The sequence below is a fragment of the Pseudomonas sp. FeN3W genome (assembly GCA_030263805.2).
GTDB lineage: Bacteria > Pseudomonadota > Gammaproteobacteria > Pseudomonadales > Pseudomonadaceae > Stutzerimonas > Stutzerimonas stutzeri_G.
The window spans coordinates 547,185-573,797 of the sequence record CP136010.1 but is presented as its reverse complement, the minus strand read 5'-3'; the positions used below and the strand labels follow the sequence as shown (position 1 = coordinate 573,797).

At 60.6% G+C, this 26,613-nt stretch carries 22 protein-coding genes; 15 read left to right on the top strand and 7 right to left on the bottom strand.

Going from position 1 to position 26,613, the window contains the following annotated elements; translation table 11 throughout:
* Positions 1-50 precede the first annotated feature (50 nt).
* Together P5704_002595 and cysB are read left to right on the top strand one after the other, a co-directional pair.
* On the top strand, positions 51-1,007 hold the full coding sequence (locus P5704_002595; protein WOF79411.1) for a putative 2-dehydropantoate 2-reductase: 957 nt from the start codon (positions 51-53) through the stop codon (positions 1,005-1,007).
* A 176-nt stretch (positions 1,008-1,183) separates the two neighbouring features.
* Positions 1,184-2,158, top strand: a complete 975-nt coding sequence (gene cysB, locus P5704_002590; protein WOF79410.1) for an HTH-type transcriptional regulator CysB — start codon at positions 1,184-1,186, stop codon at positions 2,156-2,158.
* A gap of 73 nt (positions 2,159-2,231) precedes the next feature.
* Here the strand turns inward: cysB and P5704_002585 are convergent, their stop codons facing one another.
* Complete coding sequence (locus tag P5704_002585; GenBank protein ID WOF79409.1) at positions 2,232-2,966, bottom strand: phosphoadenylyl-sulfate reductase; 735 nt, start codon at positions 2,964-2,966, stop codon at positions 2,232-2,234.
* Positions 2,967-3,158: 192 nt separating this feature from the next.
* Between P5704_002585 and thrH the strand changes: the two genes are divergently transcribed.
* Positions 3,159-3,776: a bifunctional phosphoserine phosphatase/homoserine phosphotransferase ThrH gene (gene thrH, locus P5704_002580; protein ID WOF79408.1), complete on the top strand. Its 618-nt coding sequence runs from the start codon at positions 3,159-3,161 to the stop codon at positions 3,774-3,776.
* A gap of 129 nt (positions 3,777-3,905) precedes the next feature.
* Here the strand turns inward: thrH and pabB are convergent, their stop codons facing one another.
* The 4 genes from pabB to P5704_002560 are packed head-to-tail and all read right to left on the bottom strand — an operon-like array spanning position 3,906 to position 8,361.
* The gene (gene pabB / locus P5704_002575) at positions 3,906-5,246 is read right to left on the bottom strand and encodes an aminodeoxychorismate synthase component I (GenBank protein ID WOF79407.1); all 1,341 of its coding nucleotides are present in this window, start codon (positions 5,244-5,246) and stop codon (positions 3,906-3,908) included.
* 59 nt (positions 5,247-5,305) lie between these two features.
* A complete protein-coding gene (locus P5704_002570) occupies positions 5,306-6,289 on the bottom strand; it encodes an alpha-L-glutamate ligase-like protein (protein ID WOF79406.1) in 984 nt (327 codons plus the stop codon).
* 3 nt (positions 6,290-6,292) lie between these two features.
* Complete coding sequence (locus tag P5704_002565) at positions 6,293-7,819, bottom strand: inactive transglutaminase family protein (GenBank protein ID WOF79405.1); 1,527 nt, start codon at positions 7,817-7,819, stop codon at positions 6,293-6,295.
* A 5-nt stretch (positions 7,820-7,824) separates the two neighbouring features.
* On the bottom strand, positions 7,825-8,361 hold the full coding sequence (locus tag P5704_002560; protein WOF81152.1) for an ATP-dependent zinc protease: 537 nt from the start codon (positions 8,359-8,361) through the stop codon (positions 7,825-7,827).
* 267 nt (positions 8,362-8,628) lie between these two features.
* On the opposite strand from P5704_002560, the gene P5704_002555 reads away from it, so the two are divergent.
* The 5 genes from P5704_002555 (at position 8,629) to prpF (ending at position 15,443) form a co-directional block, all read left to right on the top strand.
* The gene (locus tag P5704_002555; protein ID WOF79404.1) at positions 8,629-9,354 is read left to right on the top strand and encodes a GntR family transcriptional regulator; all 726 of its coding nucleotides are present in this window, start codon (positions 8,629-8,631) and stop codon (positions 9,352-9,354) included.
* Positions 9,351-10,238: a methylisocitrate lyase gene (gene prpB, locus P5704_002550; protein WOF79403.1), complete on the top strand. Its 888-nt coding sequence runs from the start codon at positions 9,351-9,353 to the stop codon at positions 10,236-10,238. The genes P5704_002555 and prpB overlap by 4 nt, the downstream gene beginning before the upstream one ends.
* A gap of 95 nt (positions 10,239-10,333) precedes the next feature.
* The gene (gene prpC / locus P5704_002545) at positions 10,334-11,461 is read left to right on the top strand and encodes a 2-methylcitrate synthase (protein WOF79402.1); all 1,128 of its coding nucleotides are present in this window, start codon (positions 10,334-10,336) and stop codon (positions 11,459-11,461) included.
* 74 nt (positions 11,462-11,535) lie between these two features.
* On the top strand, positions 11,536-14,139 hold the full coding sequence (gene acnD / locus P5704_002540) for a Fe/S-dependent 2-methylisocitrate dehydratase AcnD (protein WOF79401.1): 2,604 nt from the start codon (positions 11,536-11,538) through the stop codon (positions 14,137-14,139).
* 116 nt (positions 14,140-14,255) lie between these two features.
* Positions 14,256-15,443: a 2-methylaconitate cis-trans isomerase PrpF gene (gene prpF, locus P5704_002535; GenBank protein ID WOF79400.1), complete on the top strand. Its 1,188-nt coding sequence runs from the start codon at positions 14,256-14,258 to the stop codon at positions 15,441-15,443.
* A 92-nt stretch (positions 15,444-15,535) separates the two neighbouring features.
* On the opposite strand, the gene P5704_002530 is transcribed toward prpF, so the two are convergent.
* Positions 15,536-16,354, bottom strand: coding sequence for a pyruvate, water dikinase regulatory protein (locus P5704_002530; GenBank protein WOF79399.1), 819 nt, complete (start codon positions 16,352-16,354; stop codon positions 15,536-15,538).
* A gap of 154 nt (positions 16,355-16,508) precedes the next feature.
* Between P5704_002530 and ppsA the strand changes: the two genes are divergently transcribed.
* From ppsA to P5704_002495, 7 genes are all read left to right on the top strand, one after another.
* Complete coding sequence (gene ppsA / locus P5704_002525; protein ID WOF79398.1) at positions 16,509-18,878, top strand: phosphoenolpyruvate synthase; 2,370 nt, start codon at positions 16,509-16,511, stop codon at positions 18,876-18,878.
* 166 nt (positions 18,879-19,044) lie between these two features.
* Entirely contained in the window at positions 19,045-19,533 is a 489-nt protein-coding gene (gene rraA / locus P5704_002520; protein ID WOF79397.1) for a ribonuclease E activity regulator RraA, read from the top strand.
* A gap of 80 nt (positions 19,534-19,613) precedes the next feature.
* A complete protein-coding gene (locus P5704_002515) occupies positions 19,614-20,609 on the top strand; it encodes a zinc transporter ZntB (GenBank protein ID WOF79396.1) in 996 nt (331 codons plus the stop codon).
* Between the two features lie 56 nt (positions 20,610-20,665).
* Positions 20,666-20,908 (top strand): CrfX protein, encoded by a 243-nt coding sequence (locus P5704_002510; GenBank protein WOF79395.1) that lies wholly within the window; start codon positions 20,666-20,668, stop codon positions 20,906-20,908.
* 2 nt (positions 20,909-20,910) lie between these two features.
* On the top strand, positions 20,911-21,735 hold the full coding sequence (locus tag P5704_002505; GenBank protein WOF79394.1) for a mechanosensitive ion channel: 825 nt from the start codon (positions 20,911-20,913) through the stop codon (positions 21,733-21,735).
* A gap of 84 nt (positions 21,736-21,819) precedes the next feature.
* Entirely contained in the window at positions 21,820-22,410 is a 591-nt protein-coding gene (gene sigX / locus P5704_002500; protein ID WOF79393.1) for an RNA polymerase sigma factor SigX, read from the top strand.
* Between the two features lie 99 nt (positions 22,411-22,509).
* Complete coding sequence (locus tag P5704_002495; protein WOF79392.1) at positions 22,510-23,502, top strand: OmpA family protein; 993 nt, start codon at positions 22,510-22,512, stop codon at positions 23,500-23,502.
* Between the two features lie 256 nt (positions 23,503-23,758).
* On the opposite strand, the gene acnB is transcribed toward P5704_002495, so the two are convergent.
* Positions 23,759-26,368: a bifunctional aconitate hydratase 2/2-methylisocitrate dehydratase gene (gene acnB, locus P5704_002490; protein WOF81151.1), complete on the bottom strand. Its 2,610-nt coding sequence runs from the start codon at positions 26,366-26,368 to the stop codon at positions 23,759-23,761.
* Between the last annotated feature and the right edge of the window lie 245 nt (positions 26,369-26,613).

The following is a 26,613-nucleotide window of genomic DNA, read 5'->3' as shown; positions in this document are numbered from 1 at the left end:
TTTACCGGTTGGCGTGGCGAGCGCAGCCGGTTCCTTGATCTGGAGTGCTTATGTCTGCAGCGAATCCACGTATCGGCATCATCGGCACCGGTGCCATCGGAGGTTTTTACGGGCTGATGCTGGCGCGTGCCGGCTACGATGTGCACTTTCTGTTGCGTAGCGAATACGCCGCGGTGCACGAGCGCGGGCTACAGGTAAACAGTGCCGTTCATGGATCGTTGTTGTTGGAGCGGCCGCAGGTCTATCGCGATGCGGCAAAGATGCCGGCGTGCGACTGGTTGCTGGTCGGTGCCAAAAGCACCAGCAATGAAGCACTCGCGCCGATCATCGCGCAGCTGGCCGCTCCTGATTGCAAGGTCGTTGTACTGCAGAACGGTTTGGGGGTGGAAGATGCCATCAGGCCATTCCTCCCTGACACCGTACATCTGCTCGGTGGCTTGTGTGCGATCTGTGCCCATCGCTCGGCGCCCGGCGTGGTGGAGCATCAGGCACTGGGCGGGGTGAATCTCGGTTACCACTCGGGACCTGCCAGCGGCGACGAGCAGGCGCAACTTGCGCTGCTGAACGCGATGGTCGAGATGTTCCGTCAGGCAGGCGTGGACTCATCGCCGATGCCCAGCCTGGCACAGGCGCGCTGGATGAAGCTGGTGTGGAATGTCCCGTTCAACGGGCTGTCGGCGTTGCTCGACGCGGGCACCGAGTCACTGCTCAGTAGCGATCACTCGCGCGCGCAGGTCAAGGCGATCATGCAAGAGGTCTGCACGGCGGCGCACGCGCTGGGCTGTTCGCTGCCGGAGGACTTTCCGGAAAAGCTGCTGATGGGCACTGCGCGTATGCCCGATTACCTGCCCAGCATGTATCACGATCGTTTTCAGAACCGGCCGATGGAGCTTGAAGCGATCTATGCGGCACCGCTCGCTGCCGCAGCGCAGGCTGGCGTTTCGATGCCCAGGACGGAGATGTTGTATCACCTGTTGCGTTTTCTGGAGCAGCGCACTGGCGGCTGAGCAAACGCCGGGCCCGATTTTCGCCGCGCTGCTAAGCTCAACGGCAGTCGCGGCGAGTCAGACCAAAGGTCGCACAGCAAACGCCAGGCGGAACATCTATCATCCGTTGGCGCGTCGCTCATAAGGTTATAAGTGTTGCGGCAGGCGCAGTGGTGCCTTTGCCTTGAGGGATTTCTATGAAGCTTCAACAACTGCGTTACATCTGGGAAGTGGCGCACCATGACCTCAACGTTTCGGCAACGGCGCAGAGTCTGTTCACCTCGCAACCCGGGATCAGCAAGCAGATCCGACTGCTGGAAGACGAGCTCGGCGTCGAGGTGTTCGCCCGCAGCGGCAAGCATCTGACCCGTGTCACGCCAGCGGGGGAGCGCATCATCACGACGGCAGGCGAGATCCTGCGCAAATGCGAGAGCATCAAGCAGATCGCTCAGGAGTTCTCCAATGAAAAGAAGGGAACCCTGAGCATCGCCACCACCCATACCCAGGCGCGCTACGCGTTGCCCCAGGTCATTAGCAGCTTTATCAAGCAATACCCTGACGTTTCCCTGCACATGCACCAGGGTACGCCGATGCAGATCGCCGAGATGGCCGCCGACGGCACCGTCGACTTCGCCATTGCCACCGAAGGACTGGAGTTGTTCGGTGATCTGGTGATGATGCCCTGCTATCGCTGGAACCGTTGTGTGATCGTGCCTCAGGGGCATCCGTTGGCAAAGCTCGAAAAGCTCACGCTCGAAGCGCTCGCCGAGCATCCAATCGTGACCTACGTGTTCGGCTTCACCGGTCGGTCCAAGCTCGACGAGGCGTTCGGGCATCGCGGGCTTTCGCCGAAGGTGGTGTTCACCGCTGCCGACGCCGACGTGATCAAGACCTATGTGCGGCTTGGGCTGGGCGTCGGCATCGTTGCGCGGATGGCTGTGGATTCCAAGCTCGACTCGGATCTGGTGGTACTGGATGCCAGCGAGCTGTTCGAATCCAGCGTGACCAAAATCGGCTTCCGTCGCGGCACCTTCCTGCGTGGCTTCATGTGCGACTTCATCCAGCAGTTTGCCCCGCACCTGGATCGGGACATGCTGGAGAAGGCGATCCAGTGCCGTAATAAGGCAGAGCTGGATGAGCTGTTCGACGGTATGGAGCTGCCGACTTATTGAGTCACGCAGAGCAGGCCGGGAGCCCAGCCTGCTGTCCTTTTATCGTTGCTTTGCTGCCGGTCTTGGCTGAGCGTCAGTTCTTGGCGATCAGATTGCCGGCATGCAGCCCGCATTCCTTGTGGGTGGCTTCTTCCCACCACCAGCGTCCTTCACGCTCGTGCTGGTTGGGCAGAACCGGGCGGGTGCAGGGCTCGCAGCCAATGCTGATGAAACCGCGCTCATGCAGGCTGTTGTAAGGAATTTCCAGCATGCGGATGTAGCCCCAGACTTCCTCGCTGGTCATCTGCGCCAGCGGGTTGAACTTGTACAAGGCGTTTTCCACTGTGGAGAAGGCCGTATCCAGTTCAAGCACCGATACCCGGCTGCGCGTGCCGGGGCTCTGGTCGCGGCGCTGCCCGGTGGCCCAGGCGCGGACGGTGGACAGCTTGCGGCGCAGCGGTTCGATCTTGCGAATCCCACAGCATTCGCCGTGACCGTCACGATAGAAACTGAACAGGCCTTTCTCGTTTACCAGCGGCTGCAGTAATGCCGGGTCCGGAGTCATGATCTCGATTGCGATGCCGTAATGTTCACGCACCTGTTCGATGAACCGGTAGGTTTCGCTATGCAGTCGTCCGGTATCAAGGGTGAACACCTTGACGTTCTTGTTCAACTTCCAGGCCATGTCCAGCAGCACCACGTCTTCGGCGCCACTGAAGGAAATCCACAGGTCATCGCCAAACAGGTCGAAGGCGAGCTTTAAAACGTCTTGCGGGGATTTCTCGGCGTAGGCGGTGGCCAATGCGGCGACGTCGATAGATGGGCTCATCGGGCGGCTTCCTTATAGATGGCAATGGCGCTTCGGCGCTCTGAGGCGGCGGATGGTAGCAAAAGGCATTTATGCCGCTAAATAACGTTTAGGTACTCTGATCAGCTGCTTCGGGTATAAGCCTTGCGTTGCTTCAGTGGCGAGCTGCCGTTAGAGTGCCGCCTTCAATTTTCTGCATTGAGGAGTGGCCCCGTGGAAATAGCCTGTCTCGACCTGGAAGGTGTGCTGGTTCCGGAAATCTGGATCGCCTTTGCCGAGGCCACCGGAATCGAATCGCTCCGGGCGACCACGCGGGACATTCCCGACTACGACGTGCTGATGAAGCAGCGCCTGCGCATCCTGGATGAGCACGGCCTGAAGCTCGCCGACATCCAGAAGGTGATTGCGACGTTGAAGCCGCTGGAAGGTGCAGCGGAGTTCGTCGACTGGCTGCGCGAGCGCTTCCAGGTGGTGATCCTGTCCGACACCTTCTACGAATTCTCGCAGCCGCTGATGCGCCAGCTGGGATTCCCGACGCTGCTTTGCCACCGCCTGATCACTGACGAAAACGATCGCGTGGTCGACTATCAGCTGCGTCAGAAAGATCCCAAGCGCCAGTCGGTCATCGCGCTGAAGAGCCTGTACTACCGCGTGATCGCCGCGGGCGATTCCTACAACGACACCACCATGCTCAGCGAAGCCCATGCCGGCATCCTGTTCCATGCGCCGGACAATGTCATCGCCGAGTTCCCGCAGTTCCCGGCAGTGCATACCTTCGACGAGCTGAAGCAGGAATTCCTCAAGGCATCGAATCGCAGGTTGGCGCTCTGAAAGCAGCGGCAAGCCGCAAGCCATAAGCTGCAAGTAAAAGTTTGACGGGCGTTTGGGCGCCGCTCCGCACACTGATTAGCTTGCAGCTTGCAGCTTGCAGCTTGCAGCTTGCAGCTTGCAGCTTGCAGCTTAAAGCCCCTCCAGCGTTCTCAGCAGAACACTCACCTTGTCGATCGACTCCTGGTACTCCGCCTGCCAATCGGAGTCGGCGACGATGCCGCCGCCGCCCCAGCAGCTGGCTTGTCCATCGCGGATGAGCAGTGTGCGAATGGCGATGGAGCTGTCCATTTCCCCCCTGACATCGACGTACAGCAACGATCCGCAATAGATTGCACGCCGGGTCGGTTCCAGCTCGTCGATGATCTGCATGGCACGAATCTTCGGCGCTCCGGTGATCGAGCCGCCGGGAAAGCTGCCGGCCAGCAGATCGAACGCATCGTGCTCATCGGCCAGTTCGCCGGTCACGCAGCTCACCAGGTGGTGCACGTTGGGATAGCTTTCCAGTGCGAACAGCTGCGGAACGCGCACGCTGCCGACGCGGCAGCTACGGCCGAGGTCGTTGCGCAGCAGGTCGACGATCATCAGGTTCTCGGCGCGATCCTTGTCGCTGGCGAGCAGTGCTTGCGCTTGTGCAGCGTCGCTGTGCTCATCCGCACCGCGTGGTCGAGTGCCTTTGATCGGGCGGGTTTCCACGTGGCCCTGCTGCAGGCGCAGGAAGCGCTCCGGCGAGAGGCTGGCAATGGCGCCGTCTTCCAGTGCGACGAAGCCGGCGTACGGCGTTGGGCAGGCTTCTCGCAGTGCGCGATAGGCGCTCCATGGGGCACCCGAGCAGCCGGCACGAAAACGCTGAGTGAAATTGACCTGGTAGCAGTCACCGGCCTGGATATAGGCCTGAATACGCTCGATGCCGTTCCGGTACGTGTCGACAGAAAGATCGGCGGTGAAACGGCTGTGCAGCCTGAACGGAGCGCTTTTGGCGGCGGTGGCTGAATTGAACAGCGCGATCAGGCGCATCTGCTCGGTGGAAGTCGTTGTCGGGTGAAACACTAACTGGCTGGTCTGCCGATGGTGATCGCTGATCAGCGCCCAGCCATAAAGGCCGAAACGTGCCAGTGGCAGACCGTTGTCGTCGAGGGCGCGCTGGGGCAGGGTTTCGAGGCGGGTACCGAAGTCGTAGCTCAACAGGCCGATCAGCCCGCCGGCAAACGGCAGCTCGCAGTCCTCGGGCAGGTCGGCAGAGCCCAGTTCGCGCAACGCCTGGCGCAAGCGCTGGAAGAAATCACGTCCTGATTCATCGTCGCGTGGCTCGTGCACAGCCAGCGGCCAGGCGCTGAGAATGTCGAAGCGTCCACGCTCGGCCTTCGGCCTGCCCGAATCGAGCAGTACCGCGCCAGAAGCATGGTGGATGCGCTCGAACCAATAGGTGGGATCGGCCTGATAGGGCAGGGCGTGCAGCGTGCAGATGGGCATGGGTCGAGTCGATGAGGGGGCAGCCCGAGAGGATACGCGGGCTGCCCGGCTTGCGTCATTCAGGCGTGGGGCGGGACGTGGCCGAACAGCTCTTGGGAGAACTTCACCCGCTCCTCCGGCGTTTCCTGGATGCCTTTCTCCTTGAGTTCCGCCAGGCGGTTCTCGACGGCATGAGCCCGGTGCGTCAGTCCGCAGTCGTTGGCGATCTGGATGTTCAGGCCAGGGCGCGCGTTCAGCTCGAGAATGAGCGGGCCCTTTTCCTGATCGAGCACCATGTCGACGCCGATATAGCCGAGCTCGCAGAGCTCGTAGCAGCCGGCGGCCAGTTTCATGAAGCCGTCCCAGTTCGGCAGCTGAACGCCGTCCACCGCGTTGGTGGTGTCCGGGTGTTTGGTGATCTTGTTGTTCAGCCAGGTACCGCGCAGGGTGATGCCGGTAGCCAGATCCACGCCGACGCCGATGGCGCCCTGGTGCAGGTTGGCCTTGCCACCCGATTGGCGGGTCGGCAGGCGCAGCATCGCCATGACCGGGTAGCCCATCAGCACGATGATGCGGATGTCCGGCACACCTTCGTAGCTGATGCTCTTGAAGATGGGGTCGGGCGTGACGCGATATTCGATCAGTGCGCGGTCACGATGGCCGCCCAGCGAGTACAGCCCGGTGAGGATATTGGAGATCTGATGCTCGATCTCCTCGTGGGTCATGATCTTGCCCGAGACGGTCTTGTAGCGGCCCTCGAAACGGTCGGCGATCACCAGAATGCCGTCGCCGCCGGCCCCCTGGGCCGGCTTGACGACGAAGTCTGTGTGGTCCTTGACGATATCCTTGAGCTTGTCGATGTCCCTTTCGGTCTCGATGATCCCGTACATCTCCGGCACATGAATGCCGGCCTCGATGGCGCGCTCCTTGGTGATGATCTTGTCATCGACGATCGGGTACAGGTGGCGCTTGTTGTACTTGAGCACATAGTCCGCGTTGCGGCGGTTGATGCCCATGATTCCCTTGGCCTCGAGGGCCTTCCACGTCTTGATCAGACCGAACATGGCTCAATCCTTCAAAAAGGCTTTGAAGCGGAACAGCTCGGTCAGGCGGTAGCCGCGGTAGCGACCCATCGCCAGCATGAAGCCCACCATGATCAGCAGCACCGCCGGGAAGGTGAAGATGAAGTAGGTCAGCTCCTGAATGTTCATCAGCATGAATGCCAGGCTCGCGGCGATCAGGGTGCCGACCGCCACCTTGAAGGCATGGCCGCCGCCACGTTCTTCCCAGGTGATCGACAGGCGCTCGATGGTCATGGTCAGAATCACCATCGGGAACAGGGAGACCGACAGCCCGCGTTCGAGGCCGAGCTTGTGGCTGAGCAGGCTGATCACCGCGATCAGCACCACGACGAAGGTCAGCACCACCGACAGGCGCGGCAGCATCTGCAGCTTGAGGTGTTCCAGGTACGAGCGCAGCGACAGGCCGAGTGCGGTGATCAGCGTGAACAGGATGATGCCGAAGCCGATCTGGGTTTCGCGGAACGCCAGGGCGATCAGCACCGGGGTGAAAGTGCCGAGGGTCTGCAGGCCGCCGAGGTTGCGCAGGATCAGGATCACCAGCACGCCGATCGGGATCATGATCATGATCTGGTAGGTCTGCTGGGTCTGCAGGGGCAGGCCATACAGCGAATACTCGAGGAAGTCGGCGTCGGTATTCTCGTCGGTCAGCTTGGCCAGGCGGATGGCGTTCATTTCGCTGTTGTTGAGCGTGAAGGTCACCTGCGGATTGCGTCCGCCTTCCAGATTGATCAACGGCTCGTCACCGGTCCACCAGACCAAGCGGTCATTTGGCAGGCCTTGCTCGCCGGTGCCTGGGTTGAAGAACAGCCACTTGTCGCCGTTGAAGCTGCGTAGCCAGAGCTCCGGAGTTTGCGGCTGCTCGGCATTCAGGCGAATGGTATGCACACGCTCCATCGGCACGTGAGCGATGGACAGCAGCAATTCGATGACGCGCGCCTTGTTCGGGATGGATGCATCGCCGCCCAGGAGCAGCTTGACGTTGTCATCGTTGGGATTGTTGACCCGCTTGATGGCTTCGCTGATGAAGGTCTCGACGTCCGCCGAGTGCTGGCGAATGGGGGAGAGCAGGGCTTCGGCGGCGATCTTCTCGGCGCCTTCGACCGGAATGCTGTCGCGGAAGATCGGGCCGCTGGGCTTGGTCTGCTCGCCGCTGTAGCGCTTGGTCAGAACCAGGCGGTAGTAGAGGGTCTGGTTGCCGCTGGCGCGACGCGCCGACCAGGTGACACGGCGGTTGCCGTCGACGCGGTTGATGCTGACGCCGTAGTTGTTGGAGATGAAGCTTTCGTTGAGGCTGACGAACTCCTGGTTCAGCGGCGGTACGAACATCTGCAGCTTGACCGGCTCGCGCGGGCTGGCCTGGAACTCGACCTTGGCGTCGATATTCCACAGGTCATCGGTTTCGTCTTCGGTAACCGGAATGCCCAGTATGAAGATCTGGTAGGCGGTGATCGAAATTCCCAGAGCGACGAGGATGAAGATCAGGATTTTCAGATGCAGAGTGAGAGCGCGCATGGGTATTACTCGTCAGCGTCGGATTCGTTGAGGCAACCGGGTTTGCCGGCAATAAAGGTGCGACTGGGGTCGACCAGGGCGCCGAAGCGGGTGAGCGCATCGGAACCGATCAAAAGTGGGTATTGGAAAGCGGTACGGTCCGTGAGGTTCACTTCGATTGTGCGTTTGGCCTTGCCCATGCACAGATCGAGCTCGATAACCGGGCGCGCTGTATAGGTTTTTTCCTCTTCCGGATCATAATCGCCAGCCCGGCGTTTGATCTTGCTGATGCGCGCCAGCGGGCGCTCGATGGGATGTGCGTGGGCGCTGTCGACGGCGAGGTAGAAGCGCACCCACGACTCGCCTTTACGTTTGAATCGGGTGATGTCACGCGCACTGAGCGAAGCGGTCTGGGCGCCGGTGTCGAGCTTGGCTTCCACTTCCAGATCGAAGTCGGGGATTCCAACGTGTTCGTTCAGACCGTAAATCGTGTTGTCGGCAGCGATGCCGATCGCGGGCAGGAGCAAGGTACAGAACAGCAGGAAGTGGGCTTTTACTCTCATGGAACCTGTTGTCTTTAAGGAAGGGATGACTGGATATCGAGCGGCGACAGGCATTGCGGGCAAGCGCCGGGGGCGCGAAAGGCTGGCATTCTAGCATGCTGGTTTCCCGGTGCTACAAGGCGCTCTTGGCCGGCTCAAGCTAGCTCGACCAAGGCTGCCGCTTTTACGACTTTAGTAAAGGTGTCGACAATCTGTGGCGGCGGTCTGTTGACTGGTCGGCAATGCAGGCGTACTTTCGCCGCATCGAAAACTGAATTGTCGACAATCATGCTGGATACCGTTGAGCTTCATCCATCTGCGCAACAGCTCGACAGTGGCACCCTGGCCGAGCACGTGTTTCGTCTGATCCAGGCGGCCATCGTCAAGGGCGAGATTGCCCCGGGTAGCAAGATCTCCGAGCCGGAGCTGGCGCGTACCTATGGCATCAGCCGCGGGCCGCTGCGCGAGGCGATCCATCGGCTGGAAGGGCAGAAGCTGCTGGTTCGCGTGCCGCATGTTGGTGCGCGGGTGGTGTCGCTCAGCCATGCCGAACTGATCGAGCTCTACGAGATTCGTGAATCACTGGAAGGCATGGCCTGCCGCCTGGCGGCCGAACGCATGAGTGAGGCGGAAATCGACGACCTGCGCCGGGTACTGAGCACCCATGAGCGCGATGAGGCGTTCCAGGCCGGTGTCGGCTACTACCAGCAGGAAGGCGACTTCGACTTCCATTACCGAATCATCCAGGGCAGCGGCAACCGCACGCTGGCCAAGCTGCTGTGCGACGAGCTTTATCAGCTGGTGCGCATGTACCGCATCCAGTTCTCCACCACGCCGAACCGTCCGCATCAGGCCTTCGCCGAACATCACCGGATTCTCGATGCCATCGCCGAACGCGATGGCGAGCTGGCGGAGCTGCTGATGCGCCGCCATATCGCCGCTTCCAAGCGCAATGTCGAACGCCACTTCACGGGCGTTCTTGAGCAAACACCACATGAAAGGGGTAATGCATGACTCTTCCTTCTGCCGGTCAGCGTTTCCGTGACGCCGTCGCCAGCGAGCATCCGCTTCAGGTAGTCGGCGCGATCAACGCCAACCACGCCTTGCTGGCCAAGCGCGCCGGCTTCAAGGCGATCTATCTGTCCGGCGGCGGCGTCGCGGCCGGCTCGCTGGGTCTGCCGGATCTTGGCATCACCGGCCTCGACGACGTACTGACCGACGTGCGTCGCATCACCGACGTCTGCGATCTGCCGCTGCTGGTGGACGTGGACACCGGTTTCGGTTCCTCGGCCTTCAACGTGGCGCGCACCGTCAAGTCGATGATCAAGTTCGGCGCGGCGGCGATCCACATCGAGGACCAGGTCGGCGCCAAGCGCTGCGGCCATCGTCCGAACAAGGAAATCGTTTCGCAGCAGGAGATGGTCGATCGCATCAAGGCGGCCGTCGATGCGCGCACCGACGACAGCTTCGTGATCATGGCGCGTACCGATGCGCTGGCGGTGGAAGGTCTGAACTCCGCACTGGATCGTGCCGCTGCCTGCATCGAGGCCGGTGCGGACATGATCTTTCCCGAGGCCATCACCGAACTGGCGATGTACAAGACCTTCGCTGATCGGGTGAAGGCGCCGATCCTGGCCAACATCACCGAATTCGGCGCGACTCCGCTGTACACCACCGAAGAGTTGGCCAGCGTCGACGTCTCCCTGGTGCTGTACCCGCTGTCGGCGTTCCGCGCCATGAACAAGGCGGCCGAGAACGTTTACACCGCGCTGCGCCGTGACGGCACGCAGAAGAACGTGATCGACACCATGCAGACCCGCATGGAGCTCTACGATCGCATCAACTACCACACGTTCGAGCAGCACCTCGATGCGCTGTTCGCGCAGAAGAAGAACTGACGAGAGGGCCCCGCTGGGTTTGCCAACGGGGTCTTTGCGATCCATTTTTCAACGTGATTTGCAGTATCCAGAACAAATCCAAGAAGGAGATAGCAATGGCTGAAGCAAAAGTTTTGAGCGGCGCGGGCCTGCGTGGACAGATCGCCGGACAGACCGCCCTGTGTACCGTGGGCAAGACCGGTGCCGGGTTGACCTATCGTGGTTACGACGTGCGTGACCTGGCGGCCGAATGCGATTTCGAGGAGGTGGCCTACCTGCTGTTCTACGGTGAACTGCCGAATACTCAGCAGCTGGCCGATTACAAGAATCGCCTGAAGACCATGCGTGACCTGCCACAGGCACTGAAGGAAGTGCTCGAGCGCATCCCGGCAAGCGCCCACCCGATGGATGTCATGCGTACCGGTTCGTCGGTGCTTGGCACGCTGGAGCCGGAGCTCAGCTTCGACCAGCAGCGCGATGTGGCCGAGCGCCTGATGGCCGCTTTCCCCGCGATCATGTGCTACTGGTATCGCTTCACCCACGACGGTGTGCGCATCAACTGCACCAGCGACGAAGAGACCCTGGGCGGGCATTTCCTCGCGCTGCTGCACGACAAGAAGCCGAGCGATCTGCACGTCAAGGTGATGAACGTCTCGCTGATCCTCTACGCCGAGCACGAGTTCAACGCCTCGACCTTCACCGCGCGTGTCTGTGCTTCGACCCTGTCCGACCTCTATTCCTGCGTGACGGGCGCCATCGGTTCGCTGCGTGGCCCGCTGCACGGCGGCGCCAACGAAGCGGCGATGGACATGATCGAGCAGTGGCAGAGTCCGGAAGAAGCTCGCGAAGCCATCCTCGGCATGCTCGAGCGCAAGGACAAGATCATGGGCTTCGGCCATGCGATCTACAGCGTTTCCGATCCACGCAACGAGGTCATCAAGGTCTGGGCCAAGAAGCTCGCTGACGAAGTGGGCGATACCGTGCTCTACCCGGTCTCGGTGGCCGTCGACGAAACCATGTGGGAGCAGAAGAAGCTCTTCCCGAACGCCGACTTCTACCATGCGTCCGCCTATCACTTCATGGGCATCCCGACCAAGCTGTTCACGCCGATCTTCGTCTGCTCGCGCGTTACCGGCTGGGCGTCCCATGTGTTCGAACAACGCAGCAACAACCGGATCATTCGGCCGAGCGCCGAGTACATCGGTCCGGAGCAGCGCAAGGTTGTCCCGATCGCCCAGCGTTGATCGGAGCGGGGAGCTCGTCGCCGGGCTCCCCGAACCTCGCCCCACAGAACATTACTGGATTGAGTTCTTCCGGCATGAATACAGAACACCGCAAACCTTTGCCAGGCACTGGGCTTGACTACTTCGACACCCGCGAGGCGATCGAAGGTATTCAGCCGGGTGCCTACGACAAGCTGCCCTATACCTCCCGCGTACTGGCCGAACAGCTGGTGCGTCGCTGTGAGCCCGAAGCGCTGACCGATTCGCTGAAGCAGATCATCGAGCGCAAGCGCGACCTCGATTTTCCGTGGTATCCGGCTCGCGTGGTCTGCCACGATATCCTCGGTCAGACCGCGCTGGTCGACCTCGCCGGCCTGCGTGATGCGATCGCGGAGCAGGGCGGCGATCCGGCCAAGGTCAACCCGGTGGTGCCGACGCAGTTGATTGTCGACCACTCGCTGGCGGTGGAGTATGCCGGCTTCGATCCGGAAGCGTTCGAGAAGAACCGTGCCGTCGAGGAGCGTCGCAACGAAGACCGCTTCCACTTTATCGAGTGGACGAAAACGGCCTTTAAGAACGTAGATGTCATCCCGGCCGGCAACGGCATCATGCACCAGATCAACCTGGAGAAGATGTCGCCGGTAATCCAGGCCCGCGGCGGCGTGGCCTTCCCGGACACCTGCGTCGGTACCGACTCGCACACGCCGCATGTCGATGCGTTGGGTGTGATCGCCATCGGTGTCGGCGGCCTGGAAGCGGAAACCGTGATGCTCGGCCTGCCGTCGATGATGCGCCTGCCTGACATCGTTGGCGTGCGCCTGACCGGCAAGCGCCAGCCGGGCATCACCGCCACCGATATTGTTCTGGCGCTGACCGAGTTCCTGCGCAAGGAGCGTGTGGTCGGGGCTTGGGTCGAATTCTTCGGTGAAGGTGCCGACAGCCTGACCATCGGCGATCGCGCGACCATCTCCAACATGTGCCCGGAATACGGTGCCACCGCTTCGATGTTCTACATCGACCAGCAGACCATCGATTACCTCAAGTTGACCGGTCGCGAGCCGGAGCAGGTTGCGCTGGTCGAACAGTACGCCAAGGAAACCGGGCTGTGGGCGACCGCGCTGGAAGGCGCCGAGTACGAGCGCGTGCTCGAGTTCGACCTGTCCAGCGTGGTGCGCAACATGGCCGGTCCGAGCAACCCGCACAAGCGCTTGCCGACCTCCGCATTGCACGAGCGTGGCATCGCCGACGAGGCCAAGCTGGCCGCTGCACGTGCCGAAGAGGCCGAAGGTCTGTTGCCGGATGGTGCGGTGATCATTGCCGCTATTACCAGCTGTACCAACACCTCCAACCCGCGCAACGTGGTCGCCGCCGGCCTGCTGGCGAAGAAAGCCAACGAGCTGGGCCTGTTGCGCAAGCCATGGGTGAAAACGTCCTTCGCCCCGGGTTCGAAGGTGGCCAAGCTGTATCTGGAAGAAGCGGGCCTGCTGCCGGAGCTGGAGAAGCTCGGTTTCGGCATCGTCGCCTATGCCTGCACCACCTGTAACGGCATGTCCGGCGCGCTGGATCCGAAGATCCAGCAGGAAATCATCGACCGCGACCTGTACGCCACCGCCGTGCTGTCCGGTAACCGCAACTTCGATGGTCGCATCCATCCCTATGCCAAGCAGGCGTTCCTCGCCTCGCCGCCGCTGGTGGTCGCTTATGCCATCGCCGGTACCGTGCGCTTCGATATCGAACAGGATGTGCTGGGCACCGACAAAAGCGGAAATCCGGTCACCCTGAAGGATCTCTGGCCTTCGGACGAGGAGATCGACGCCATCGTCGCGTCCTCGGTCAAGCCGGAGCAGTTCAAGCAAATCTACATCCCGATGTTCGATCTGGGCACCATCGAGCAAGCCAAGAGCCCGCTGTACGACTGGCGTCCGATGTCCACCTATATCCGTCGTCCGCCTTACTGGGAAGGCGCGCTGGCTGGCGAGCGCACACTGAAAGGCATGCGTCCGCTGGCGATCCTGCCGGACAACATCACCACCGATCACCTGTCGCCATCCAACGCGATCCTGCTGGATTCGGCTGCCGGTGAGTACCTGGCGAAGATGGGCCTGCCGGAGGAGGACTTCAATTCCTACGCCACCCATCGCGGCGACCACCTGACTGCGCAACGGGCGACGTTCGCCAACCCGCAGCTGGTCAACGAGATGGCGGTGGTCGACGGCAAGGTGCAGAAGGGTTCGCTGGCGCGCGTCGAGCCGGAAGGCCAGGTGATGCGCATGTGGGAAGCCATCGAAACCTACATGAACCGCAAGCAGAACCTGATCATCGTGGCTGGTGCCGACTACGGTCAGGGCTCTTCGCGTGACTGGGCTGCCAAGGGCGTGCGCCTGGCAGGTGTCGAGGTGATCGTCGCCGAAGGCTTCGAGCGTATCCACCGTACCAACCTGGTGGGCATGGGCGTGCTGCCGGTCGAGTTCAAGCCGGGTACCACGCGCCTGACCCTCGGCCTCGACGGCACCGAAACCTTCGATATCGAAGGTGAACTGTCGCCGCGCTGCGACCTGACCCTGGTCATTCACCACAAGAGCGGTGAAGAAACCCGTGTTCCGGTCACCTGCCGCCTCGATACCGCGGCGGAAGTCAGCGTGTACCAGGCCGGCGGCGTGCTGCAGCGTTTCGCCAAGGACTTCCTCGGGCAGGCGTGACCGTCCGGCCTCGTAGGGTGGATGGCGCTTTTCCATCCACCGCACCCGCCTGCGCAGTGGATCGTTGACGCGCGATCCACCCTACGGTCCATCCATTTCTCAGCCAGGAGTCACTCATGGCTCATCAACCTCAGATCAAGATTCCCGCGACGTACATGCGCGGCGGCACCAGCAAGGGTGTGTTCTTCCGGCTACAGGACCTGCCGGAAAGCTGCCAGGTGCCAGGCACTGCGCGCGACAAGCTGTTCATGCGCGTAATCGGCAGCCCCGACCCATATTCGGCGCACATCGACGGCATGGGCGGTGCCACATCGAGCACCAGCAAATGCGTCATCCTGTCGAAGAGCAGTCGGCCCGATCACGACGTCGAGTACCTCTATGGTCAGGTGTCGATCGACAAGTCCTTCGTCGACTGGAGCGGCAACTGTGGCAACCTTTCCACGGGTGCCGGCGCTTTTGCACTGCATGCCAGCCTGGTGGATGCCGAGCGTATTCCGCAGAACGGTACCTGTGTGGTGCGCATCTGGCAGGCCAATATCGGCAAGACGATCATCGCCCACGTCCCGGTCGCTGATGGCCAGGTGCAGGAAACCGGCGATTTCGAGCTGGACGGTGTGACCTTTCCGGCTGCCGAGATCGTGCTGGAATTCCTCGATCCGTCCGACGACGGCGAGGAGGGCGGTTCGATGTTCCCCACCGGCAACCTGGTTGACGAGCTGGAGGTGCCTGGTATCGGTACGCTCAAGGCGACCATGATCAGCGCGGGTATTCCGACGGTGTTCGTCAATGCCGAGGACATCGGCTATCAGGGCACGGAGCTGCGTGAGGACATCAACGGCAATCCGGACGCTCTGGCTCTCCTGGAGTCGATTCGTGTGGCCGGTGCGCTGCGGATGGGCTTGATCAAGACCGCGGAGGAGGCGCTGACCCGTCAGCACACACCGAAGGTTGCGTTCGTTTCCCAGCCGAAAAGCTATCGGGCGTCCTCCGGCAAGAACATCGAGGCAGGTGAGGTCGATCTGCTCGTGCGGGCGTTGTCCATGGGCAAGCTGCACCACGCCATGATGGGCACCTGTGCGGTGGCCATCGGAACGGCGGCGGCGGTGCCCGGTACGTTGGTCAATCTCGCGGCGGGTGGTGGCGAGCGTCAGGCCGTGCGCTTTGGGCACCCGTCCGGCACGCTGCGGGTCGGTGCCGAGGCGAAGCAGATCGACGGCCAGTGGACCGTTACCAAAGCGATCATGAGCCGCAGCGCGCGCGTGCTGATGGAAGGCTGGGTACGCGTGCCAGGCGACTCTTTCTGATGCGCTTTCAGCTGCCGGAAGCGAATTCTTCCTGCTGAAAAACGCAAAAAGTCCGCACCAAGCGGACTTTTTGTTGTCTAGCGAAGCGGCACTTATTTGAGTCGACGCTCGACACCTTTCTCCACGAGGATCTTTGCAGAAATTTCTTCGACGGAGAAATGGGTCGAGTTGATGTAGTTGATGTTCTCGCGGCGGAACAGGCTTTCCACCTCGCGGACCTCGAATTCGCACTGAGCGAAGCTGGCATAACGGCTGTTGGGTTTGCGCTCGTGGCGAATGGCGGCAAGGCGATCCGGATCGATGGTCAATCCGAACAGCTTGTCCTTGTACTCCTTGAGGGCGCTCGGCAACTGCAGGCGCTCCATGTCGTCTTCGGTCAAGGGGTAGTTGGCAGCGCGGATGCCGTACTGCATCGCCATATACAGGCAGGTCGGTGTTTTGCCGCAGCGGGAAACGCCGACGAGGATGAGGTCAGCCTTGTCGTAGTAGCGAGTGCGGGCGCCGTCATCGTTATCGAGGGCGAAGTTGACCGCCTCGATACGCTCCATGTAATTGGCGTTGTGGCTGATGGAGTGGGATTTACCAACGGAGTAGGAGGAACGTGACATCAGTTCATGTTCCAACGGAGCAAGAAAGGAAGAGAAGATGTCGATCATGAAGCCATTGGATTCGGCCAGAATGTCACGGATTTCCTGGTTCACCAGGGTGTCGAAGATGATCGGTCGGCCACCGTCCCTTTCCGCGGCATTATTGATTTGCTGTACCATGGCCCGCGCTTTTTCGGCGGTGTCTATGTATGGGCGGGTCAGTTTCGTGAAGGTAATGTTCTCGAACTGTGCCAGAAGACTCTGGCCCAGGGTTTCCGCGGTGATGCCTGTGCCATCAGAAATGAAGAAAGCAGTTCGTTTCATGTGCCTTGGGCCTTAAGTCGAGAACGGTTCCCAGCTATAGTAGGCCCTTCGCCGAGCCCGGTTGGCGGGCATTGTTACTTATTTTGCAGGGTCGGGCCACAGTCGTGCGGTCAGGCTCCGGTTGAGTTTCCAACACTAATGTGGAGAGATCACCTTGGTAGAGTACGTAGTTTCCCTCGATAAGCTCGGCAATCATGACGTTGAGCGTGTAGGGGGCAAGAACGCCTCCCTCGGCGAGATGATCAGCAACCTCGCAGGCGCGGGTGTCTCGGTGCCTGGCGGTTTCGCCACTACGGCCCAGGCCTATCGTGATTTCATGGAGCTCAGCGGTCTCAACGAGCAGATCCATGCGCTTCTCGATGCGCTGGACGTGGATGACGTCAATGCCCTCGCCAAAGCCGGCGCGCAGATTCGCGGCTGGGTGATGGAAGCTGAATTCCCGCCTCAACTGGATGCCGACATCCGCACCGCATTCGCGCAAATGTCCGGTGGTAATGACAACATGGCGGTAGCGGTACGCTCCTCGGCCACCGCCGAAGATCTGCCGGATGCCTCGTTCGCCGGCCAGCAGGAAACCTTCCTGAACATCCGCGGCGTGGACAATGTGATCCGCGCAACCAAGGAAGTGTTCGCTTCCCTGTTCAACGACCGTGCGATTGCCTATCGCGTACACCAGGGCTTTGACCACAAGCTGGTTGCCTTGTCCGCCGGCGTGCAGCGCATGGTGCGTTCGGAAACCGGCACTGCAGGCGTCATGTTCACTCTGGATACCGAATCCGGTTTCCGCGACGTGGTGTTTATCACTGGCGCCTACGGTCTGGGTGAGACTGTCGTTCAGGGTGCGGTCAATCCGGACGAATTCTATGTCCACAAGCACACGCTGGAAGCCGGTCGCCCGGCGATCCTGCGCCGCAACCTGGGCAGCAAGGCGATCAAGATGGTGTACGGCGCCGAAGCCAGCGCCGGCAAGTCGGTCAAGACGGTCGATGTCGATCAGGCCGATCGCATGCGCTTCTGCCTGACCGACGAAGAAGTGACCAACCTCGCCAGGCAGGCCATGACCATCGAAAAGCACTACGGGCGTCCGATGGACATCGAGTGGGCCAAAGATGGCGACGACAACCAGCTGTATATCGTCCAGGCGCGTCCGGAAACCGTCAAGAGCCGCAGCAGCGCCAATGTCATGGAGCGCTACCTGCTGAAGGAAAAAGGCACCGTACTGGTCGAAGGCCGTGCCATCGGTCAGCGTATCGGTGCCGGTCCGGTCAAGGTCATCCACGACGTCAGCGAAATGGACAAGGTCCAGCCGGGCGACGTGCTGGTTTCCGACATGACCGACCCGGATTGGGAGCCAGTGATGAAGCGCGCCAGCGCCATCGTCACCAACCGCGGTGGGCGTACCTGCCATGCGGCGATCATCGCCCGCGAGCTGGGTATTCCCGCTGTGGTGGGTTGTGGCAACGCCACCGAGCTACTGAAAGACGGCCAGCGCGTCACCGTTTCCTGCGCCGAAGGCGACACTGGTCTGATCTTCGATGGCGAGCTGGGTTTCGACATCCGCCAGAACTCCATCGACGCCATGCCGGAACTGCCGTTCAAGATCATGATGAACGTCGGTAACCCGGACCGCGCCTTTGACTTCGCACACCTACCCAACGAAGGCGTCGGCCTGGCCCGTCTCGAGTTCATCATCAACCGTATGATCGGCGTGCACCCCAAGGCACTGCTGAACTTCGACGGTCTGCCTGCAGATGTGAAGAGCAGCGTGGAGAAGCGCATCGCCGGCTACGACGATCCGGTCAACTTCTACGTCGAGAAGCTGGTCGAGGGCGTAAGCACTCTGGCCGCTGCGTTCTGGCCGAAGAAGGTCATCGTGCGCCTGTCGGACTTCAAGTCGAACGAGTACGCCAACCTGATCGGCGGCAAGTTGTACGAACCGGAAGAAGAGAACCCGATGCTCGGCTTCCGCGGTGCCTCCCGCTATATCAGCGATTCGTTCCGTGACTGCTTCGAACTCGAATGCCGCGCGATGAAGAAGGTCCGCGACGTGATGGGCCTGACCAACGTCGAGCTCATGGTGCCTTTCGTTCGTACCCTGGGCGAAGCGTCACAAGTCGTCGATCTGCTGGCCAAGTACGGCCTCAAGCGCGGCGAGAACGGCCTGCGAGTCATCATGATGTGCGAGCTGCCGTCCAATGCGCTGCTGGCAGACGAGTTCCTGGAGTTCTTCGATGGCTTCTCCATCGGCTCGAACGACATGACCCAGCTGACCCTCGGCCTGGACCGCGACTCCGGGATCATCGCCCACCTGTTCGATGAGCGTAATCCGGCGGTGAAGAAGCTGCTGGCCAACGCCATCCAGGCGTGCAACAAGGCTGGCAAGTACATCGGTATCTGTGGTCAGGGGCCTTCGGATCACCCGGATCTGGCCAGGTGGCTGATGGAACAGGGCATCGAGAGCGTCTCCCTGAATCCGGACTCGGTGCTCGATACTTGGTTCTTCCTGGCCGATCGTGAGATCTGACGGTTGAGTCGGTAACAGAAACGGGGCGTCAGCCCCGTTTTTGTTGGTGCTGATAATCGTCATTCCAGCGATTTCGTTCCGCCTAGAGCATCCAGCAGCTAATATGCGCGCCTAAAATGGCTGTACGCTGGATGTCGCCGTAATTTCCAAGCAGAAGGAGTTTCCCATGCAATACGTCACGCCCGATCTGTGCGATGCCTATCCGGACCTGGTGCAGGTCGTCGAGCCGCTGTTCAGCAACTTCGGTGGTCGCGATTCCTTCGGTGGCGAGATCGTGACCATCAAATGTTTCGAGGACAATTCGCTGGTCAAGGACCAGGTCGACGTCGACGGAACCGGCAAGGTGCTGGTGGTCGACGGCGGTGGCTCGCTGCGTCGTGCACTGCTGGGCGACATGCTTGCGGAAAAGGCGGCGCGCAACGGCTGGGCAGGCTTGGTCATCTATGGCTGTGTTCGTGATGTTGACGTGCTCGCGCAGACCGAACTGGGCGTCCAGGCACTAGCTAGCCATCCGATGAAGACGGACAAGCGTGGGATCGGTGATCTCAACGTTCCGGTGACGTTTTGCGGTGTGACGTTCCGTCCCGGTGAATACGTATATGCCGACAACAACGGCATCATCGTGTCGCCTGAGCCGCTTTCCATGCCGGAGTAAACCGGCTTTAAGGCTGTATTTGCCATCACTCCTGAGCCCGGCGATGCCGGGCTTTTCATGACTAGCGACGGAACGGATAGATGCGGGAAACCGAAAGCGAACAGCACGGGCTGATCCACGCCTTTGTTCTCGATGGCAGCGGCGGGGCTCGCCAGATTGCCTATAGCGATCTGCCTGAACTGCAGCTTGCGGCCAATGAGAGCGTCTGGCTGCATTGGGACCGCGGCCAGCCCCAGGCGCAGGATTGGCTGCGCAGGCGAAGCGGGCTCAGTGGGTTCGCTTGCGATGTACTGCTTGAGGAAAATACGCGTCCGCGCGTCTTGGCATTGCCGCAGGAAGAGCTCTTGCTGTTCTTGCGAGGGGTGAATCTGAACCCCGATGCCGAACCGGAAGATATGGTTTCCGTACGTGTATTTGCCGATCGAAAGCGGGTCATTTCGCTTCGCCTTCGGCCACTGCGCTCCACCGAAGTAGTGATTGGATTGCTGTCGGAGGGTAGGGGGCCGAAATCGACCTCTGAACTGCTGCTCTATTTGGCAGAGGCGATGACCGAGCGAGTCGATGACCTGGTCACTCAGCTGACTGAGCGCATTGACGCCGAGGAAGAGCGGCTCGAGGGTGATGAGCAATACACCTTGGAGCACGCTTCGATGCTTTCCTTGCGCCGGCAGGCCGCGAGCTTGCGGCGCTTCCTGCTGCCACAGCGTGAGCTCTACGGCCAGATGACGCGTAATCAACCGAGCTGGTTTGCCGAGGATGACACAGAGTACTGGAACGAGTTGAGCAACCGGCTCATCCGTTACCTGGAAGAACTCGAGATGGTCCGCGAGCGCGTGAACCTGGTGTTGGAGTCGGAACATCGCCGGTTGAGCGAGCGGATGAACCGCACCATGTACCTGCTTGCTGTCATCACCGGCTTTTTCCTGCCGCTGAGCTTTTTGACCGGGCTGCTGGGGATCAACGTGGGTGGTATTCCTGGAGCAGAGTTTTCCTACGGGTTCGTCGTTGCCTGCATGCTCATCGGCGGTGTTGCGCTGTTGCAGTGGTGGGTCCTGCGCCGACTGCGTTGGGTGTGAATGTGACTCCCACCTAACTGAAAGCCGTCTAGCCCACATACTTTAGCGAGGTTTGCATGCGCGATCCCTTTGAAGAATCCCTGCGCGACCTGCTCAACAAGCCCTCGGCTCATGACGACGACGCTTGTCTGGGCCGTGTCCTGAAAACGGCCAACCGGCAGGTTGGCGCTGGCGACCTGTTCGGACTGATCGGTCATTGGCTGCAGGCCTTGATGATCGCAGTCAGCAGCGGCTCAGGTCATGTCGCTCCGGTTTCCCGCCGGGAAACACCCAACTGTTCGTTCGATAAGGCTGACTGATCATGGAATTCGATCCCTGGACCCAAAGTCTGTTGTCGGCGATGAGCTCCCTCTGGGCCTCTGTCGCCGCGTTCATCCCCCGGTTGTTCGGCGCTTTGGTCGTCGTCCTGCTTGGTTTCGTCGTCGCGAAGCTCCTCGATACCCTGCTTTCCAAAGTGCTTGCCAAGGTGGGCCTGGACCGACTGATGGCGGGTACCGGGCTGACCAAGCTGCTGGGGCGGGCGGGGATCCGGATTCCGGTTTCCGCTCTGATCGGCAAGGTCGTGTACTGGTTCGTGTTGCTCATCTTCCTGGTTTCGGCTGCCGAATCGCTGGGGCTGGAGCGAGTATCGGCGACGCTGGATATGCTGGCCCTCTACGTACCCAAGGTTTTCGGTGCGGCACTGATCCTGCTCGCTGGCGTTCTCCTGGCGCAGTTGCTCAGCGGCCTGGTTCGTGGCGCGGCAGAGGGCGTCGGGCTGGATTATGCCAATGGCTTGGCGCGTATGGCGCAAGGGCTGGTGATCATCATCAGCATCTCTGTTGCGATCGGGCAGCTCGAGGTCAAGACCGAACTCCTCAACTATGTCATCGCCATCGTGCTGATCACTGTCGGTCTGGCAGTTGCGCTTGCGTTTGGCCTCGGTAGCCGCGAGCTGGTATCGCAGATTCTGGCTGGCATCTACGTGCGTGAGCTTTACGAGGTGGGGCAGCGAGTGAGCTTGGCGGATATCGAAGGACAGATCGAGGAGATCGGAACGGTCAAGACATTGCTACTGACCGACGACGGCGAACTGGCTTCTGTTGCTAACAAAGTGCTGCTCGAACAACGCGTTGGCAGCCGTTAGCCTTGCGATTCTGGTAAAGTACGTCGCCTTTTTTCCGGTTTGCTTAAATGGCGGCCGTGCCTCCGACTGTCGGCTCGAAGCGTCTTGACTAAAACCCCATCGTCCATATCGCGCTACGACCCCCGCCAGCTCACCGACGAAGAGCTGGTGCAGCACGCTCATGTCGAACTATTTCATATAACGCGCGCATATGAAGAGCTCATGCGGCGATATCAGCGCACGCTGTTCAATGTATGTGCGCGTTACTTGGGGAACGAGCGGGACGCCGATGATGTATGTCAGGAAGTTATGCTCAAGGTTTTATATGGGCTGAAAAACTTCGAGGGAAAATCGAAATTCAAGACGTGGCTATATAGCATCACGTATAACGAGTGTATTACTCAGTATCGCAAAGAACGCCGTAAGCGGCGCTTGCTTGACGCGCTCAGTCTCGATCCGCTTGAAGAGGCGTCCGACGAGAAAGCGCCGAAGATCGAAGAGAAAACCGGGCTCGACCGTTGGCTCGTGCATGTGAATCCGATCGATCGAGAGATATTGGTGTTGCGTTTTGTTGCTGAACTTGAGTTTCAGGAAATCGCGGACATCATGCATATGGGTTTGAGCGCAACGAAGATGCGTTACAAGCGAGCGCTCGATAAGCTGCGCGAAAAATTTTCCGATACTACTGAAACTTAATCCTGGAAATTTGTCTGATACCTTGCGAACAGCTTGGGCATACAGACAGCCGGTTTCCTTAGATTGTTCTGATTCTAACCACCAGATGGGGATTTACGGATGAAACTTAAAAACACCTTAGGCGTAGTTATCGGTTCGATGGTTGCCGCCACTTCTCTCAACGCGCTGGCCCAGGGTCAGGGTGCCGTAGAAGTGGAAGCGTTCGGTAAGCACTATTTCACCGATAGCTCGCGTGACGTGCAGCGTGACGGCGAGCTCTACGGCGCTGGCGTCAGCTACTTCCTTACCGACGACGTGTCTCTGGGCCTGTCCTACGGTGAATATCATGACCTGACTTCCAAGGATCCGGTCGGCGCCGATGGCAGTCACAAGAACATCAAGGGCAGCCTTACTTCTCTGGACGCTGCCTACCACTTCGGCGCGCCAGGCGTAGGCCTGCGTCCGTACGTCTCTGCTGGCGTGGCTCATCAGAGCATCGGTCAGGCGGCTCGTAGCGGCCGTGACAGCAGCACCTTCGCCAATGTTGGTACCGGTCTGAAGTACTACTTCACCGAGAACTTCTTTGCCAAGGCCAGCGTCGACGGCATGTACAACATCGATGCAGACGAAGCCGAGTGGATGGCTGGCGTTGGTGTCGGTCTGAACTTCGGTGGCGGTGCTCGCGAGGTTGCAGCGGTCGAGCCGACTCCAGAGCCGGCACCGGCTCCGATCGTGGACACTGAGCCGGAGCCAGCTCCTGAACTGGTCCGCGTCGAACTGGACGTCAAGTTCGATTTCGACAAGTCGCGCGTTCGTGAAGAAAGCTACAGCGACATCAAGAACCTCGCTGACTTCATGCAGCAGTACCCGCAGACCAACACCACTGTCGAAGGTCACACCGACTCCGTTGGTACTGACCAGTACAACCAGCGTTTGTCCGAGCGTCGTGCCGAAGCAGTGCGCAACGTTCTGGTCAACGAGTACGGTGTTGAAGGCGGTCGCGTGAACTCCGTAGGTTACGGTGAGTCCCGTCCGGTTGCTGACAACGCCACCGAGGAAGGTCGTCAGATCAACCGTCGCGTTGAAGCAGAAGTGGAAGCTCAGGTTCAGTAATCTGGGTTAGCTATATCTAGAAAGGCCCGGCTAGTCCGGGCTTTTCTTTGTCCGTAGGAAAAGCAACTATTTCTACGTGATGATTTTGCTGTGGCGGGTGCTGCACGGTGATGGCTGGTTGACCGACACGGCATTGCTACAGCGGATACGTGTGTAGACGTTGGTCGCCGTTTCGATGGAAGTAGACGGGCAACGACGACAGCCAGGCAATAAAAAACCCCGCCGAGGCGGGGTTTTTTATTGCTTTACGGCGTCATCAGACTTCGACGACCTTGATCTTGGCCTTCTCCGCAGCGTCACGGAATTCGGCGATCTGGTCGAAAGACAGGTAGCGATAGATATCGGCAGCCATGCTATCGATGTTCTTCGCGTACTCCATGTATTCCCCGACTGTCGGCAGCTTGCCGATAATGGAGGCTACCGCTGCCAGTTCGGCCGATGCCAGGTAGACGTTGGTGGCGTCGCCCAGGCGGTTCGGGAAGTTACGGGTCGACGTGGACACGACAGTCGAACCGGTCTGAACGCGAGCCTGGTTACCCATGCACAGGGAGCAGCCCGGCATTTCCATACGCGCGCCCGCTTTGCCGTAGATGCCGTAGTAGCCTTCCTCGGTCAGCTGGTGAGCGTCCATCTTGGTCGGCGGAGCCAGCCACAGGCGGGTCGGAATGCCACCCTTGACCTTGTCGAGCAGCTTGCCGGCAGCGCGGAAGTGACCGATGTTGGTCATGCAGGAACCGATGAAGACTTCGTCGATCTTCTCGCCAGCAACGGTGGACAGCAGGCGCGCATCGTCCGGGTCGTTCGGTGCGCAGAGCACGGGCTCTTTCACTTCGGCCAGGTCGATTTCGATCACTGCAGCGTATTCGGCGTCCTTGTCTGCTGCCAGCAGCTTCGGATCGGCGAGCCATGCTTCCATCGCCTGAGCGCGGCGCTCCAGAGTGCGGGCATCACCGTAACCCTCGCTGATCATCCAGCGCAGCATGGTGATGTTGGACTTCAGGTACTCGGCGATCGAGTCTTCCGGCAGCTTGATGGTGCAGCCAGCAGCCGAACGCTCGGCGGAAGCGTCGGACAGCTCGAATGCCTGCTCCACGGTGAGCTGGTTGAGACCTTCGATTTCGAGGATGCGGCCGGAGAAGATGTTCTTCTTGCCCTTCTTCTCGACAGTCAGCAGGCCCTGCTGAATGGCGTAGTAGGGGATGGCATGAACCAGGTCGCGCAGGGTGATGCCAGGCTGCATCTGACCCTTGAAGCGCACCAGTACGGATTCCGGCATGTCCAGCGGCATGACGCCAGTGGCGGCAGCGAAGGCGACCAGGCCGGAACCGGCCGGGAAGGAGATACCGATCGGGAAGCGGGTGTGCGAGTCACCACCGGTACCAACGGTATCCGGCAGCAACATGCGGTTCAGCCAGCTGTGGATGATGCCGTCGCCCGGACGCAGGGACACGCCGCTGCGGTTCATGATGAAGTCCGGCAGGGTGTGGTGGGTGTTGACGTCGATCGGCTTCGGATAGGCAGCGGTATGGCAGAACGACTGCATGACCAGGTCGGCGGAGAAGCCCAGGCAAGCCAGGTCCTTCAGCTCGTCGCGGGTCATCGGGCCGGTGGTGTCCTGGGAGCCGACTGTGGTCATCTTCGGTTCGCAGTAGGTGCCCGGACGTACGCCCTGGCCTTCCGGCAGGCCGCAGGCGCGACCGACCATCTTCTGCGCGAGGGTGAAGCCTTTGCCGCTGTCGGCCGGCGCTTCCGGCTTCTTGAACAGCGTGGACGGTGCCAGACCCAGCTCGGCGCGGGCCTTCTCGGTCAGGCCGCGGCCGATGATCAGCGGAATACGACCGCCAGCACGGACCTCGTCCAGCAGGACGTCGGTTTTCAGTTCGAAGGTGGTGATGACTTCATCGGTGCCGTGCTTGCAAACCTTGCCAGCGTACGGATAGACGTCGATCACGTCGCCCATGGCCAGGTTGCTGCAATCGAATTCGATCGGCAGGGCGCCGGCGTCTTCCATGGTGTTGTAGAAGATCGGAGCGATCTTGGTGCCGAAGCAGAAGCCACCGGCGCGCTTGTTCGGCACGTTCGGGATGTCGTCACCGAAGAACCACAGTACGGAGTTGGTGGCCGACTTGCGCGAGGAACCGGTGCCGACCACGTCGCCGACGTAAGCAACCGGGAAGCCTTTGGCCTTCAGTTCTTCCATCTGCTTGATCGGGCCGACCGAGCCCGGTACGTCCGGGTTGATGCCGTCGCGGGCCATTTTCAGCATGGCCAGGGCGTGCAGCGGGATGTCAGGGCGCGACCAGGCATCCGGAGCAGGCGACAGGTCGTCGGTGTTGGTTTCGCCGGTGACCTTGAATACGGACAGGGAGACTTTTTCGGCGACTGCCGGGCGGTTGGTGAACCACTCGCCGTCGGCCCAGGACTGCATCACAGCCTTGGCATGCTCGTTACCGGCTTTGGCTTTCTCGGCTACGTCGTGGAAGGCGTCGAACATCAGCAGCGTGTGCTTCAGCTGCTCGGCGGCAACTGCGCCCAGCTCGGCGCTGTCCAGCAGATCGACCAGAGTGGCGATGTTGTAACCGCCCTGCATGGTGCCCAGCAGCTCGACGGCGCGCTGCTTGCTCAGCAACGGCGAGGAGGTTTCGCCTTTGGCCAGGGCGGACAGGAAACCGGCCTTGACGTAGGCGGCTTCGTCGACGCCAGCAGGGACGCGGTTGGTGATCAGATCAACGAGGAATTCTTCTTCGCCGGCCGGCGGGTTCTTCAGCAGCTCGACCAGACCTGCGGTTTGCTCGGCGTTCAGCGGCTGGGGCACGACGCCCTGGGCGGCACGCTCTTCTACGTGTTTGCGATAGGCTTCAAGCACAGTTTTTACCCTCATCATTGGTCCCTTGGGTGTTTCGGGACGCGCATCCGGAAGCTGTTTTCAAAGTTTTACGCCGGGCAGGCGAGGCCGGATGGGCAGGAGAGAGGCAAATCCGCGCATCCGGCACGCAGCCGGTTCAACTGTGCTCGTGACGCTTTGAAAACAGCTTCGTATGGAATGTGGCGCCAAAAACGGCGGGCCGATACTACTGGAAATGGCCCCGAAAGTTAAGTCGAGCGCCAGTG